Annotated in this window: 12 protein-coding genes; 4 read left to right on the top strand and 8 right to left on the bottom strand. The window is 70.8% G+C overall.

Annotation, left to right across the window (positions count from 1 at the left end):
• Positions 1–79: 79 nt before the first annotated feature.
• Positions 80–2,095, bottom strand: coding sequence for an alpha-ketoacid dehydrogenase subunit alpha/beta (locus STRTUCAR8_RS30245; protein ID WP_006379948.1), 2,016 nt, complete (start codon positions 2,093–2,095; stop codon positions 80–82).
• A gap of 215 nt (positions 2,096–2,310) precedes the next feature.
• On the opposite strand from STRTUCAR8_RS30245, the gene STRTUCAR8_RS30250 reads away from it, so the two are divergent.
• Positions 2,311–3,018: a TetR/AcrR family transcriptional regulator gene (locus tag STRTUCAR8_RS30250; RefSeq protein ID WP_006379945.1), complete on the top strand. Its 708-nt coding sequence runs from the start codon at positions 2,311–2,313 to the stop codon at positions 3,016–3,018.
• A 129-nt stretch (positions 3,019–3,147) separates the two neighbouring features.
• Here the strand turns inward: STRTUCAR8_RS30250 and STRTUCAR8_RS30255 are convergent, their stop codons facing one another.
• The 3 genes from STRTUCAR8_RS30255 to STRTUCAR8_RS30265 form a co-directional block, all read right to left on the bottom strand.
• The gene (locus STRTUCAR8_RS30255) at positions 3,148–4,302 is read right to left on the bottom strand and encodes an acyl-CoA dehydrogenase family protein (protein ID WP_006379940.1); all 1,155 of its coding nucleotides are present in this window, start codon (positions 4,300–4,302) and stop codon (positions 3,148–3,150) included.
• Between the two features lies 1 nt (position 4,303).
• Positions 4,304–5,362: a zinc-binding dehydrogenase gene (locus tag STRTUCAR8_RS30260; RefSeq protein WP_006379938.1), complete on the bottom strand. Its 1,059-nt coding sequence runs from the start codon at positions 5,360–5,362 to the stop codon at positions 4,304–4,306.
• 89 nt (positions 5,363–5,451) lie between these two features.
• Positions 5,452–6,243: an enoyl-CoA hydratase/isomerase family protein gene (locus STRTUCAR8_RS30265; RefSeq protein WP_100247705.1), complete on the bottom strand. Its 792-nt coding sequence runs from the start codon at positions 6,241–6,243 to the stop codon at positions 5,452–5,454.
• A 213-nt stretch (positions 6,244–6,456) separates the two neighbouring features.
• Between STRTUCAR8_RS30265 and STRTUCAR8_RS30270 the strand changes: the two genes are divergently transcribed.
• Positions 6,457–7,989, top strand: coding sequence for an acyl-CoA synthetase (locus STRTUCAR8_RS30270; RefSeq protein WP_006379943.1), 1,533 nt, complete (start codon positions 6,457–6,459; stop codon positions 7,987–7,989).
• Positions 7,990–7,991: 2 nt separating this feature from the next.
• The gene (locus STRTUCAR8_RS30275; protein WP_006379942.1) at positions 7,992–8,762 is read left to right on the top strand and encodes an SDR family NAD(P)-dependent oxidoreductase; all 771 of its coding nucleotides are present in this window, start codon (positions 7,992–7,994) and stop codon (positions 8,760–8,762) included.
• A 107-nt stretch (positions 8,763–8,869) separates the two neighbouring features.
• Here the strand turns inward: STRTUCAR8_RS30275 and STRTUCAR8_RS30280 are convergent, their stop codons facing one another.
• The 4 genes from STRTUCAR8_RS30280 to STRTUCAR8_RS30295 form a co-directional block, all read right to left on the bottom strand.
• On the bottom strand, positions 8,870–9,628 hold the full coding sequence (locus STRTUCAR8_RS30280) for an IclR family transcriptional regulator (RefSeq protein WP_006379946.1): 759 nt from the start codon (positions 9,626–9,628) through the stop codon (positions 8,870–8,872).
• A gap of 258 nt (positions 9,629–9,886) precedes the next feature.
• Positions 9,887–10,900 (bottom strand): 4-hydroxy-2-oxovalerate aldolase, encoded by a 1,014-nt coding sequence (gene dmpG, locus STRTUCAR8_RS30285; protein ID WP_006379947.1) that lies wholly within the window; start codon positions 10,898–10,900, stop codon positions 9,887–9,889.
• Entirely contained in the window at positions 10,897–11,865 is a 969-nt protein-coding gene (locus STRTUCAR8_RS30290; protein ID WP_006379941.1) for an acetaldehyde dehydrogenase (acetylating), read from the bottom strand. The genes dmpG and STRTUCAR8_RS30290 overlap by 4 nt, the downstream gene beginning before the upstream one ends.
• The gene (locus STRTUCAR8_RS30295; protein WP_044473162.1) at positions 11,862–12,701 is read right to left on the bottom strand and encodes a 2-keto-4-pentenoate hydratase; all 840 of its coding nucleotides are present in this window, start codon (positions 12,699–12,701) and stop codon (positions 11,862–11,864) included. The genes STRTUCAR8_RS30290 and STRTUCAR8_RS30295 overlap by 4 nt, the downstream gene beginning before the upstream one ends.
• A 329-nt stretch (positions 12,702–13,030) precedes the next feature.
• On the opposite strand from STRTUCAR8_RS30295, the gene STRTUCAR8_RS30300 reads away from it, so the two are divergent.
• Entirely contained in the window at positions 13,031–14,629 is a 1,599-nt protein-coding gene (locus tag STRTUCAR8_RS30300; RefSeq protein WP_006379949.1) for an FAD-dependent oxidoreductase, read from the top strand.

Genomic DNA, 14,629 nt, shown 5'->3' on the forward strand with positions numbered 1-14,629 from the left:
CTCTCCTGCGCGGTTCAGATGTCGGGTTCGGTCGTGGAGTTCAGTCGTGGGGTCCGGTCGAGAGGCTCAGGCGTGCGGCTCAGACCGCCGCGATCCGTCGCAGCGTCTCGGCGATCGTGTCCTGCGACGGCAGCCACACCCGCTCCAGCGAGGGCGCGTACGGCGCCGGAACGTGCGGCGGGGCCACCCGGGTCACCGGTGCGTCCAGGTGCCAGAACCCCTCGTCCACGGCGAGCGCGGCCAGCTCGGCTCCGACGCCGAAGTCCCGTACGGCCTCGTGGGCGATGACCAGGCGGTTGGTCTTGGCGAGGGAGGCGAGGACGGTCTCCCGGTCCAGCGGGGCGACCGTACGCAGGTCGATCACCTCCACGCTGGTCCCCTCGGCGGCCAGCAGGTCGGCGGCGGCCAGGCAGTCCTGGACCATCCGTGACCAGGAGACCAGGGTGATGTCGGTGCCCTCGCGGACCACCTTGGCCTTGCCGAGCGGGATCAGGTGGCCGACCGGCGGACGCGGGCCCTTGAGTCCGTACTGGAGCCGGTTCTCCACGAAGACCACCGGGTTCGGGTCCTGGATGGCGGCGCGCAGGAGGCCGTACGTGTCGGCCGGGTTGGACGGCATCACCACCGTCAGGCCCGGGATGTGGGCGAGCAGCGCCTCCAGGCTCTGCGAGTGCTGGCTTCCCGAGGAGCGGCCCGCGCCGAACTGGGTGCGCACGACGAGCGGCATGGAGGCGCGGCCGCCGGTCATGAAACGCAGCTTGGCCGCCTGGTTGAGGAGCATGTCGAGGCAGACGCCGATGAAGTCCATGTACATGATCTCGACGACCGGCTTCAGGCCGGCCATGGCCGCCCCGACCGCCGTGCCGAGGATGGCGCTCTCGCTGATCGGCGTGTCCCGGACCCGGCCGGGGAAGGCGTCCGCCAGCCCACGGGTGAGGCCGAACACGTTGCCGCCCGCGCCGATGTCGATGCCGGCGAGGAACACGTCGGGGTCGGTGGTGAGTTCGTGCTCCAGGGCGAGACGTACGGCGTCCATGGAGCGGAAGATCTCGCCCTCGGCGGGGGCCGCCGGCTCGGGTGTCGCGGTGCGCGGCGCGGAGACGAAGTCGTACAGCGTCTCGGGCGCCGGTTCGGGCAGGCCTCTGGCCCATTCCACCGCCGCCTCGATCTCCTTGTCGATCTCCTCGTCGACGGCGTCGGCCAGTTCGGCCGGGACACCGGCCGCCGCCAGGTGGCGCCGGGCCACCAGCAGCGGGTCGCGGTCCTTGGCCTCGGCGACCTCCTCGGCGCTGCGGTAGCGCTCGGGGTCGCCCTCGTAGTGGCCGTGCCAGCGGTAGGTCTCGGCCTCCACGAGGACCGGTCCCGCGCCGCCGCGCAGACGTTCCACGACGTCGTTCATCAGCCCCACCATCGCGAGTACGTCGTTTCCGTCGACGTGCGCGTAGTCGATGCCGTACCCAGCGGCGCGCGCGGAGAGCGGGGCGCGGTGCTGTTCGGACGCGGGCGAGAACTCGGAGTAGTGGTTGTTCTCGCACAGGAAGACGACGGGCAGGTCCCATACGGCGGCCAGGTTGACGGCCTCGTGGAACATGCCCTGGGCGACCGCGCCGTCCCCGAAGAACGCCACGACCACGTCGCCCGCGGCGCGCAGCTTGGCCGCGGTGGCCACACCGGTGGCGATCGGAAGGCCCGCGCCGACGATGCCGTTGGCGCCGTAGATGCCGAGGCCCGGGTCGGCGATGTGCATCGAGCCGCCGCGGCCGTGGCAGGTTCCGGCGTCCTTGCCCATCAGCTCGGCCATCATGGACGCCGAGTCCAGTCCCTTGGCCAGGACATGGCCGTGGCCCCGGTGGGTGGAGGTGATGCCGTCACGGGGGCCGAGGGGCCAGCAGGCGCCGACCGCGCTGGCCTCCTGGCCGATCGACAGATGCAGGAATCCGGGGATCTCCGTCGCCTTGTAGAGCACGGAGGCCCGCTCCTCGAAACGCCGGATGCGCCGCATCCGGCGGTACATTTCCAGGAGCTGTTCCGCGTGTGCGGAACCGGCAGAACCGGCGGAAAAGGTTGTCTTCTGGTGGGGTGCCTCGGTCGTCATGCGCGTCCTCGCAATGATCGCGCGGGCGGTACAAGGCCGCGCCGCCGGAGTCCGTCTTTTAATGTACCGTCTGGTCTAGCAAACTGGTCAAGCACAAGAGAACGAGGGCCCGGCCCCGCTTCCCCCCGGATGTGCCACCGGCCGTCCGGACGCGGCGCCGAAGCCCTGTCTCATCGGTACGTCGAGATATCGACACAGCAGGCGGGGAGAACCACATGCCACGACCACCGGGCCACGGGCCGGACTACGAGGTCAGGCGTCAGAAGATCATCGACACCGCGGCCACACTGTTCGCCCGTCATGGCTACGCGGCGACCTCCATCAACGAACTGGGCCGTGCGGTCGGGCTCGCCAAGGGCGCCCTGTACTACTACATCGGGTCCAAGGAGAACCTGCTGATCGAGATCCAGTCGCGGGTCATGGACCCGCTGCTGTCCCGCGCCCGGGAGATCGCGGGCCTCGACGCGGACCCGCTGGTACGGCTGCGGCTGCTGTCGGAGTCCCTGCTGACGATCATCTTCCGCAGGCTCGACCACATCTGGGTCTACGAGCACGACTACCGCAGTCTCACCGGCGACTACCTCGACACCCTCCTCGGCCAGCGCGCGGAGTTCGAGCAACTGGTCCGGGGACTGCTCACGGAGGCCGTGGAGCAGGGCACCTTCCGCGCGGTCGAACCGCACCTGGCCACCCTGCAGTTCCTGAACCTGCACAACCACACCTACCAATGGGTGAAGCCGAACGGCGACTGGGACGCCTCGTACCTGTCGAGCGAGTACTGCGACACCCTGTTGCGCGGCTTCGGAGCACCCGGCGCGACCCTCCCGGACGTGGAGGAGGAGGCCGCGGCCTTCAAGCGCGACCGGCCCGACCTGCCGCTCGACCCCGAGTCCGTGTGGCAGACCGCCGCCCTGGCGAGCTGAGCCGCCCGGAACAGGCAGAACAGGCAGAACAGGCGATACGACCGGTACAGCAGCCGGTGCAGGGGCCCGCGGCATCCGCCGCGGGCCTCTTCGCGTCCCGCCCTTCACGCCCACGCCCACTTGCTCGTGTCACGTCTGCTTCAGCAACGCCCGGGCGATGACGTCGCGTTGGATCTCGTTGGTGCCCTCGCCGATCTCCAGGATCTTGGCGTCGGCGTAGAACCGGGAGATCTCCGACTCCCGCACATAGCCGTATCCGCCGTGGATCTGCACCGCCTGGGAGGCGGCACGGTTGGCCACCTCGGACGCGTACAGCTTGGCCATGGCCGCCTCGGTGCCGTACGGGCGCCCCTGGTCGGCGAGCCAGGCCGCTCGGTAGACCATCCAGCGGGCGGCCTGCAACTCCGTGCCGATGTCGGCGATCTTGTGGGCGACCGCCTGGAAGGCCGACAGGGGGCGGCCGAACTGGTGGCGTTCCGTGGCGTGTTTGACGGCCAGCCCGAGTGCCGCCCTGGCCAGGGACAGGCCCAGCGCGGCGACGCTGATACGGCCCTTGTCGAGGACGGAGAGGAACTGGCGCAGCCCGTTGCCCTCCTCGCCGATCAGATGGTCCTCGGGGACCCAGCAGTCGTCGAAGACGAGTTCCCGGGTGTCCATGGCGTGCCAGCCGAGCTTCTTCAGTTTGGCGCCGGTGCTGTAACCGGGCGTCCCGGTCGGGACGTAGAAGGTGGCGAACCGCTTCCGCCCGTCCTCACTCTTGCCGGTCGTGGCCAGCAGGGTGACGCCCTGGCTGATGTCGGTGCCGGCGTTGGTGATGAACATCTTGGTGCCGTTGATCAGCCAGCCCCCGTCCGTGCGGCGGGCCGTGGTGGTGATGCCGGCCGCGTCGGAGCCGGCGCCGGGCTCGGTCAGGCCGAACGCCCCGATGGCCTCGCCCCTGGCCAGCGGGGCCAGCCAGCGCTGCTTCTGTGTCTCGGTGCCGTACGCGAGGAGCGGCAGCGTGGCGATGGTCGAGTGCGCGTTCCAGGAGGAGGCCACCGACTGGTCCGCCGCGCCGAGTTCCTCCATGACCGCGACGTAGGAGACCGTGTCGGAGCCGGCGCCGCCGTACTCCTCGGGCACGAGCATGCCCATCAGGCCGAGTTCGCCGAGCCTGGTGAAGATCTTGGTCGGGAACGTCTCGGTCTCGGACCACTGGGCGGCGTTCGGGCTGATCTCCTTCGCCGCGAACTCGCGGACCATCTCCTGGAGGTCCCGGGTCTCCTCCGGCAGGTCGAAATCCATCTCACAGTCCCTTCGGAGTCAGCAGCACCTTGAGGTGCCTGGCCCGGTCGGCGGCCAGGTCCGCGAAGACCTCTACGCCGTCCGCGAGCGCGAACCGCCCGGTGACCAGAGCCGAGGCGTCCAGGCGCCCGCTGCTCATCAGGTCGATCACGCGGGGGATGTCGAAGTTGTAGCCGAGCGTGCCGACCACCGAGCGTTCGTAGAAGACGAGTTGGCCCATGTCGAACTCGACGCTGCCGTGCCCGACCCCGGCGAGCACGACCCGGCCGCCGCGCCGGACGGTGGCGACCGCCTGCCCGGCGAGCGCGGGCACACCGGTCGCGTCGATGACGACGTCGGGGCCGATGCGTCCGGTCCGCAGGAACACCTCACGGCGTACGTCCGTCTCGCGCGGGTCGAACGCCTCGGTGACGCCGAGGTCGAGCAACAACTCACGGCGCCGGGCGAGGGGTTCGCTCACGTACAGTCCGGCGGCGCCGGCGACTCGGGCCGCGAGGACCACGGCGACCCCGATCGGACCGCCGCCGACGACCAGGACGTTGTCGCCCGGCCGCACTCCCGCCCGGGTGACGGCGTGCAGGCCCACGGCGAGGGGTTCGGCGACGGCCGCCATCTCGTCGCTGACGCTGTCGGGCAGCCGGGTCAGTCCGGCGAGCGGCACGGTGACGCGGTCGGCGAACGCGCCGGGTGAGGCGAGGCCGACGGAGCCGCTCCTGGGGCAGATGTGGTACTCACCGCGGGCGCACCAGAAGCAGACGCCGCAGCGCCAGACGGGGTCGGCGGTGACGCGGTCGCCGACGGTGATGCCGGGTGTCTCCGTGCCCAACGCCAGGACGGTGCCGCTGAGTTCGTGGCCGAGGGCGAGGGGCGGGCTGCTGCCGGTGAGGGGGTGTGGACTGTCGCGGATCATGTGGGGGCCTTCGAGGAACTCGTGCAGGTCGGTGCCGCATACTCCGGACCAGGTGACCTCCACGACTGCCTCGTGGGGGGCGGGGTCCGGCGGGTCCGGGACCTCCTCCAGTCGTAGGTCTCGTGCGGCGTGCCAGCGCAGGGCTTTCATGGTCCGCCCTCCTTTCGTTCGGTGGTGTTCGGCTGCGGGTCCGTGGGGGCTGGTCGCGCAGTTCCCCGCGCCCCTGGCCAAGGCGGCCCCTACGGGGCGCCTTGGCCAGGGTTTTCGAAGCGGGCCTTGCCTGGGCCCTGGTCCAGGAAGGACTGGAGGCCCGTGCGGGCGTCCTTCGTTGCGAACACGCCTGTGAACAGGGCGCGTTCGAGGGCCAGGCCTGTCGACATGGCGGTGTCGGTGCCGTGGTCGACGGCCTCCTTGATGGCCTCCAGGGCTGCCGCCGGGCCCTCGGCGAGGCGGTGGGCGTAGCGGAGGGCGGCGGTGTGGACCTCGGCTGCGGGGACCACCTCGTCGACCAGGCCCAGTCGGAGTGCCTCGGCCGCGTCCACCCTGCGGCCGGTCATCAGCAGGTTCTTGGCGCGGGACGGGCCGATCAGCCGGGTCAGGCGCTGGGTGCCGCCCGAGCCCGGGATGATGCCGAGCAGTACCTCCGGCTGGCCCAGGAGCGCGTCGTCGGCCGCGATGCGGTGGTCGGCGGCGAGGGCCAGTTCGAGGCCGCCGCCGAGCGCGTACCCGGTGATCGCGGCGACGACCGGCATGGGCAACCGGGCCACCTCGTCGAAGGTGCGCTGCAGGGCCCGGTTCCAGCCCCGCACCTCCTCGACGTCCATCGCGGCGAGCGCCCTGACGTCCGCTCCGGCGGCGAACAGCCGCTCACCGCCGTAGAGCACGACGGCCCGCACCCGGGGCTCGTCGGCCAGGTCGCGTACTCGCGCGGCCAGTTCGTCGCGTAGGACGGTGTCGAAGGCGTTCAGCGGCGGGTGGTCGAGGCGGACCGTGACAACGGGTCCGTCGGTGTCGAGACGGATGCGCGGCACCAGGGCCTCCTCATCGGCGGAATCAGGTGAACTCACCGACGCGCAGATGGTTGTCGATGTGTTCACGTCGTCGTACAGTTCGGCACACACGTTTTATAGACCAAGAGGTACACTAAATCATGGTAGCGGGCAACCAATCGGCCGGAACCCGCCTTTCCGTATGAGCGGTGGCACGAAACATTCGCCGTGCCGACACAGAGCGAGAGAGACGGCGTGCACAATTTCGCGAGCATCCTCGATTACCACCTGACCCAGCGGCCCGAAGCCGTGGTCGTCACCCAGGACGAGCGCCGCCTGACGGTGCGCGAACTCCACGACCGGGTCAACCGGCTGGCCGCGGGCCTGACGGAGCTGGGCGTCCGGCGCGGCGACGTCGTCGGGCTGCTGCTCTACAACCGGCCGGAGTTCCTGGAACTGGTCTATGCGGCGAACCGGGTCGGGGCGGTCTTCCTCCCGTTGAACTACCGCCTGTCCGAGGAGGAATGGGCGTACATTCTGGGCCACTCCGAGGCGAAGGTGATCGTCACCGAACCGGAGTTCGTCCGGGCGGCCGACCGGATCGCCGGGAAGCTGTCCGGTCTGGAGCACCGCGTCCTGGTGGACGGTGAACCGGAGTCGGCCGAGTGGACCGGCTACGAGGCGCTGCTCGACCGGCACGAGGGCACCCGGGTGGAGCCCGCCGAGGTCGGACCGGACGACCTCCAGCGGCTGATGTACACCTCGGGCACCACCTCCCGCCCCAAGGGCGTGCGCATCACGTACGGCAATCTGCACGCGAAGAACGTGTCCCAGATCGTCCACTTCGGCCTCACCGCGGCGGACACCACCCTCGTCGCCGGGCCGCTCTACCACGTCGGCGGCCTGGACATGCCCGCCCTCCCGGTGCTCTACGCGGGCGGCGGAGTGGTCCTCCAGCGCAAGTTCGACGCGCCGGGTGTCCTGCGTGCCATCGAGGAGCACCGGGTCACCAACGCCTGGCTGGCGCCGGTGATGGTCAACGCCGTACTGGAGGTGCCGGACCGGGAGTCGTACGACACCACGTCGATGCGCTTCATCGTGGGCGGTGGCGAGAAGACCCCCGAGCCGGTGCTGCGGCGCATCATGAACGCGTTCCCGAACGCCTGGTTCGCCGACGCCTACGGCCTGACCGAGACGGTCTCGGGCGACACCTTCCTCGACCGCGAGCACGGGCTGTCCAAGCTGGGCTCGGTCGGCCGGCCCGTGCCCCACACCCGGATCCGGATCGTCGACGACACCGGCGAGGAGGCCCCGGCGGGTGAGCTCGGCGAGATCACGCTGCGCGGCCCGAAGGTCTTCGCGGGCTACTGGCGCGACGAGAAGGCGACGGCGGCGGCCCTGCGGGACGGCTGGTTCCACACCGGCGACATCGGTCATGTCGACGAGGAGGGCTTCCTCTACATCGACGACCGCAAGAAGGACATGATCGTCTCCGGCGGCGAGAACATCGCCACCCCCGAGGTCGAACGGGTCCTGTACGAGCACCCGGCCGTCCTGGAAGCGGCGGTCGTCGGCCTGGCCCACCCGCGCTGGGGCGAGGTCCCGCGCGCCTTCGTGGTGTTCCGGCCGGGCACGGACGCCGGCACGGACGAGTTGCGGGGGTTCTGCCAGGAGCGCCTGGCGAAGTTCAAGGTGCCCGCCCGTTTCGACATCGTCGACGAACTCCCCCGCACCCCCTCGGGCAAGGTCCTCAAGCGGACCCTGCGCGACATCCCCACGGAGAGCTGACCATGGCCGACGTCAACACAGACCTGCGCCTGGACGGCCGTACCGCCTGGGTGACCGGCGCCGGAAAGGGGCTCGGCCGGGCCATCGCGGTCGCCCTCGCCCAGGCCGGTGCCGACGTGGCGGTGACGGCCCGTACGGCGGCGGACCTGGACAGTCTCGAAGCCGAACTGGCCGAGTACGGCGGCAAGGCGCTGGTGCTGCCCGGCTCGGTCGACGACTCCACCGCCGTACGGGCCATGGTGGAGGGCATCGTCGGGTGGACGGGCCGGCTGGACGCGGCGATCAACTGCGCCGGCGTCAGTCCGCACTTCAGCCGGAGCGAGTGGGTCACCGACGAGGACTGGCAGCGCGTGATCGCCGTCAACCTCCAGGGCGCCTTCTACTGCTGCCGCGAGGCCGGCCGGGTCATGCTGGAGCAGGGGTCCGGGTCGATCGTCAACATCTCCTCGGTGCACGCGAGCACGGGGTTCGAACGGATCGCCGCGTACGCCGCCAGCAAGGGGGGCGTCGAGGCGCTCACCAAGTCGCTGGCCGTGGAGTGGGCGGACCGGGGGGTGCGGGTGAACGCGCTGGCGCCGGGTTACTTCCGTACGGATCTCAGCGCGGGCCTGTTGGACAGTCGCTGGGGTGAGCGGATTGTGCGGGGCACGCCTATGGGGCGGGTGGGGGCCGTGGAGGAGCTCGGGGGTGCGGCGGTGTTTCTCGCGTCGGACGCGGCGCGTTTTGTGACGGGGACGACTGTGACTGTGGACGGGGGCTGGACGGCCTGGTGAGAGTGCCTCCGGCGGCCGGCGGTGAACGAACAACCGGGTGGTTCGTTCACTGACGGCCCGTGGGGGCTGGTCGCGCAGTTCCCCGCGCCCCTGACGGGCGCTTCCGCTCAGCCGATCAGGTTCGGGAGGTTCCGGCGGTCCTGACGCGCGGAGTCGAAGAGGTCCTCGCCTACCGCCTTCACCGCGTTCACCACCAGCGGAGCCACCAGTTCCAGTGAAGAGCTGCCGTCTCCGACCACCGAGATCGCGCCGATGGGGCCCTCGGGGCCGCGTAGGGCGAGGCCCACGCAGCCGAGGTCGGGGAAGCACTCTCCCCGGTCGATCGCCAGGCCGTTGCGGCGGCGTACGGTGCGCAGTTCGCGGTGCAGGTGGTCGAGGTGGCCGATGCTGTGCTCGGTGCGGCGCTCGATCAGCTGCGCGTACCGCGCGTCGATCTCCTCCGGGCTCAGCCAGGCGAGCATGGCCTTGCCGAGTCCGGTGCAGTGCGCGACCGCGCGGCCCCCGACCTTCGACGGGATGTCCACCGCCGCCCGGCCTCCGACCTTGTCCAGGTAGTAGATCTCGGGCCCGTCGAGCACGGCCAGGTGGACGACCATTCTGGTACGGACGGCCAGGTCGAGGAGGTGGGGCGCGGCGGCCGACCGCAGCGCGCTGTGGCCGATCTCCCGGCCGCCCAGACCGAGTGCCCGCCGGCCCAGCGTGTACCCGGCCACCGTGTGACGCAGCCAGTCCAGGCGGACCAGCTGGTCGAGTATCCGGTGGGTGGTCGAGCGTGGGAGGTGGGTCCGGCGCGAGACCGTTTCGAGGGTCAGGTGGGTCTGCGGACGTTCGAAAAGGTCCATGATCAGCGTCACGCGCTCCATCATCGACGGAGGCAGTACCTGCCCGACGACCTCGGAGGCTCGCGAGTCCAGGCGAAGGGCAGACGTCATCGTCGGTGCCTCTCTGCTCAAACCGTAATCAATTCTGGTTCGACTTCGGCGCCAACGTACCAATGCCGTGGGTCGCAGAGAAAGAGTCGCGCACCGATTAATTGGGGCGATCGGTCTATTTATCGAGCGATGGAGACGGGCGCCGCCTCCCGGAAGTCTTCCTCCGGGAGGCGGCAGGTCCGTCGTGCGAGGTCAGCCCCCGGTGAGGTCCAGGGCGATGTCGACGATCATGTCCTCCTGGCCGCCGACCAGCCCCCGCCTGCCGACCTCCTGGAGGATCGTGCGGGCGTCGAGGCCGTAGCGGTCCGCCGCGGCCTCGGCGTGGCGCAGGAAACTGGAGTAGGCGCCGGCGTAGCCGAGAGTGAGGGTCTCCCGGTCGACGCGCACCGGTCGGTCCTGGAGCGGACGGACCAGGTCCTCGGCGGCGTCCTGGAGGGCGAAGAGGTCGCAGTCGTGCTTCCAGCCCTGGAGGTTGGCGACCGCGACGAACGGCTCGATCGGGCAGTTCCCCGCGCCGGCGCCCTGTCCCGCGAGGGACGCGTCGACCCGGGTGACCCCCTCCTCCACCGCCACCACCGAGTTCGCCACCGACAGGGACAGGTTCTCGTGCGCGTGGATGCCGATCTGGGTCTCCGGGTCGAGCACGTCCCGGTAGGCACGGATGCGGTCGCGTACCCCGTCCATGGTCAGCCGGCCACCGGAGTCCGTGACGTACACGCAGTGCGCGCCGTACGACTCCATCAGCCTCGCCTGCCCGGCGAGGATCTCCGGGGGTGCCATGTGGGCCATCATCAGGAACCCGGAGACGTCCATGCCGAGTTCGCGGGCGGTGGTGATGTGCTGGGCGGCGACGTCCGCCTCGGTGCAGTGCGTGGCGATGCGGACCGAGCGGACCCCCATGGCGTAGGCCCGCCTGAGTTCCACGATCGTGCCGATGCCGGGCAGGAGGAGGGTGGTGAGGGTCGCGCGCTCGATGGCGTCCGCCGCCGCCTCGATCCACTCCCAGTCGGTGTTGCTGCCCGGCCCGTAGTTGAGGCTGCCGCCGGCCAGACCGTCCCCGTGGGCGACCTCGATGGCGTCCACGCCCGCCCGGTCGAGCGCCTTGGAGATCTTCGCCACGAACTCGGGGGTGATCCGGTGCCGGATCGCGTGCATCCCGTCCCGGAGGGTGACGTCCTGGACGTAGAGCCTGGGGGTGGCGGTCACTTGGTCACCTCGGTGGAGAATCGCTGGGCGATGCGCTCGGCGACACGCAGGGCGGCCGAGGTCATGATGTCGAGGTTGCCTGCGTAGGCGGGCAAGTAGTGGGCGGCGCCCTCCACTTCGAGGAAGACGGAGACCTTGGTGGTCGCCTCGGAGGGGTCTCCGGTGAAGAGCGTGTGCACCGGGTCGCCGTCGGGCACCGGCGTGAACTGGACCTGCTGCTTGAGCCGGTAGCCGGGCACGTACTCGGCGACCGCCGCGACCATCTCCTCGACGGAGGCACGGATCGCGTCGTGGTCGGCGTCACCGATCAGGCAGTACACCGTGTCCCGCATGATCAGCGGGGGCTCGGCCGGGTTCAGGACGATGATCGCCTTGCCGCGCCGGGCGCCGCCGACCTTCTCGATCGCGCCGGACGTCGTCTCGGTGAACTCGTCGATGTTGGCCCGGGTGCCGGGACCGGCCGACCTGGAGGCGATCGACGCGACGATCTCGGCGTAGGGCACCGGGGTGACGCGGCTGACCGCGTGGACGATGGGGATCGTCGCCTGGCCGCCGCAGGTGACCATGTTCAGGTTGTCGACAGCGTTGTCGGCGCCGTCACTGTTCGCGAGGTGTTCGTCCAGGTTCACCGGCGGCACCACGAACGGGCCGATGGCCGCCGGGGTGAGGTCGACGAGGCGTTTGCCGTACGGGGCGAGCTTCTTGGCGTTCTCGACGTGGGCCTTCGCCGACGTGGCGTCGAAGACGATGCCGATCTCGTCGAAGTCGTCCATCCTGATCAGTCCGTCCACGCCCTCGTGCGTGGTGGGAACCTTGAGGCGGGCGGCGCGCGCCAGTCCGTCCGAGTCCGGGTCGATGCCTACCATCGCGGCCATCTCCAGGGTGTCGGACAGGCGCAGCACCTTGATCATCAGGTCGGTGCCGATGTTGCCGGAGCCGATAACGGCCACCTTGGTCTTCGTCATCCGTCTTCCTCAAGTCCCTTGGCGGAGAAGGTCGCTGTCACTGATCCCAGGCCCGACATCTCGGCCCGTACGGTGCTGCCCGGCGGGGTGGGGACGAGCGGTCCCAGGGCGCCGGAGAGGACGACCTGGCCGGCGCGCAGCGGGTCGCCGAACTCCCGGGCGGTGCGCGCCAGCCACAGCAGCGCCGCGAGGGGGTCACCGAGACAGGCGGCGCCGGTGCCCTCGGACGCGAGCGTGCCGTCGGCGTACAACCGCATGGTCACGTCCCGGGGTTCGAACTCCTTGAGGCTCGCGCGCTCGCCGCCGAGGACGAACAGGCCGCTGGAGGCGTTGTCGGCGACGGTGTCCGTGATCGCGATGTCCCAGTCGGCGACCCGGCTGTCCACGATCTCCAGTGCGGCCACGGCGTGTCCGACCGCCGAGCGGACTCGTTCGACGTCGAGGTCGTCGTCGTCCAGGTCGGCTGCGAGCACGAACGCGATCTCCGCCTCGACCCTGGGCTGCAGCAGCCGCCCGCTGGGGACCTCCGGCAGCCCGGAGACGTCCATGTCGTCCAGCAGGACCCCGAAGTCGGGCCGGTCTACGCCCACTTGACGTTGGACGGACTCGGACGTGAGCCCGATCTTGCGGCCGACGACCCGGGCCCCGGCGGCGATCCGGTCACCGATGACACGTTGCTGGACGGCGTACGCGAGGCCGATGTCGCTCGCGCCGAGCAGGTCCCGGACGGGGGCGCACGGCTTGTGGTCCCGGGCCGCGCCGGAGAGTCGTGCGGCCGCCTCGGCGACGACGGCCGCGTGTTGTGCGACGGCCGCCGGTTCCCCGCTGTCTGTCATCGGTGCCCCCATGTCTGTCATGCGCGTCCTCAGCTCGTACCGGGACTCCAGCCTGAGCGGCGTCGGCGTACGGCAGGCACGGACGTTCCGCTGAGCGGGACTGGGGTGTCGACCGGGGGCGTCTCGCTGAGCGAGATGGCCGAACGCCGGGGCGGCGGCGGCTCGTTACCGTCGTCCGGCGAACCGCTGAACGGCCGGGGGCGAGAGGCGGTGCCCACCTCCGCCGGACGAACCCCCACCTCGGACACCACGGGCACCACGGGCCCCTCGGATCGCGGTCCCCCACCCCCACCCGGAACGTCGGCATTCATGAGCATGAGGAGGTCATCGTGAGCATCAACGAAGATGTCTACGACGTGGTCGTCGTAGGGTCCGGCGGAGGTCTGGTCGGGGCGTACGTGGCGGCTTCGCGTGGTCTGCGTACGCTCGTCATCGAGAAGACCGACCGCGTGGGCGGCACCACCGCCTACTCCGGTGCCGGGCTCTGGTTCCCGGGCTCCGCCCCGCTGCGGCGGGCCGGCGTGGACGACGGGGTCGAGGGCTCGCGGACGTATCTGCGCGACCTCGTCGACGACCCCTCCCGGGAGAAGCGCCAGGACGCCTACCTGCGGGCGGGCGCCCAGCTGATCGACGAGCTGGAGCGGAACGAGTGGTTCCGGTCGTTCGTGTACGCGCCCGTGCCGGAGTACTACGCGGACGCCCCCGGCGCCTCCCCCGCGGGGCACACCATCTTCCCGCCGGAGATTCCCGCCGCCGAACTCGGCGACCACGCCCGGCTCGTGCGCGAGCCGATCTCCATGGAACGGTGGGGCGTCGACCAGGGCCCGGTGCTCAACGGGGGCCGCGCGCTGATCGGCCGGGCACTGGCGGCGTTCCTGGAGACCGGCAACGGCACGCTCCGGCTCGACACCGCGCTGGAGAGCCTCGTCGTCGAGGACGGCAGGGTCGTCGGCGTGAACGCCGTCAGTGAGGGTGAGCCCGTCCGTATCCGCGCCGAGCGGGGCGTGATCCTCGCCGCCGGTGGCTTCGAGCGGGACCCCGACCTGCGCGCGAAGCACCAGCCGCCGCTGACCGGCGAGTGGTCCAACGGGGCCCCGGGCAACACCGGCGACGCCCTGCTGGCGGGGATGGCGATCGGTGCCGCCACCGATCTGCTCGACGAGGCCTGGCTCGTGCCGGGTGTCGTGTGGCCGGACGGGCTCCCGGTCTTCCACACGGGCACGCGGGGCGGGATCTGGGTCAACGCCGCGGGCGAACGCTTCATGAACGAGACCCGCCCCTACGACCAGGCCGGGCACGAGATCCTCCGTCTCCACGCGGCCACAGGCGTCTCGCACATCCCCGCCCACTGGATCATCGACCAGCGTCAGCTCGACCGGGACAGCTTCGGCGGGCCGGCCGACCAGCCGGTGCGCCCCGAGTGGTTCGAGTCGGGCGCGCTGAAGAAGGCCGACACGCTGGAGGAGGTGGCGAAGCTGATCGACGTACCGCTCGCCACGCTGCGCGAGACCGTCGAGGAGTTCAACGGCTACGCGCACACCGGCGTCGACGAGAAGTTCCATCGCGGCGAGTCGCCCTGGGACCAGATCGCCCACCATGTGCTGGGCTTCCCCGCCCTCCCCGCGCTGAACTATCCGGCGCCGCCCACTCCGGACTGGCCGAACCCGGTACTGCTTCCGCTCGACACCCCGCCGTACTACGTCGCGACCGTCCTCCCGGCGGACATCGGTACGAAGGGCGGCCTGGTGACCGACGACAGCGCGCGGGTGCTGCGGCCGGACGGCAGTCCGATCGACGGGCTGTACGCGAGCGGGAACACCGCGGCCGCGATGTCCGGGCGCGTGTATCCGGGGGCGGGCACCCCGATCGGTTCGAGTCTCGCCTTCTCGTATCTCGCGGTGCTCGACATCGTCGGCGCGCGGGACTGA

The sequence above is a fragment of the Streptomyces turgidiscabies Car8 genome, from assembly GCF_000331005.1.
GTDB lineage: Bacteria > Actinomycetota > Actinomycetes > Streptomycetales > Streptomycetaceae > Streptomyces > Streptomyces turgidiscabies.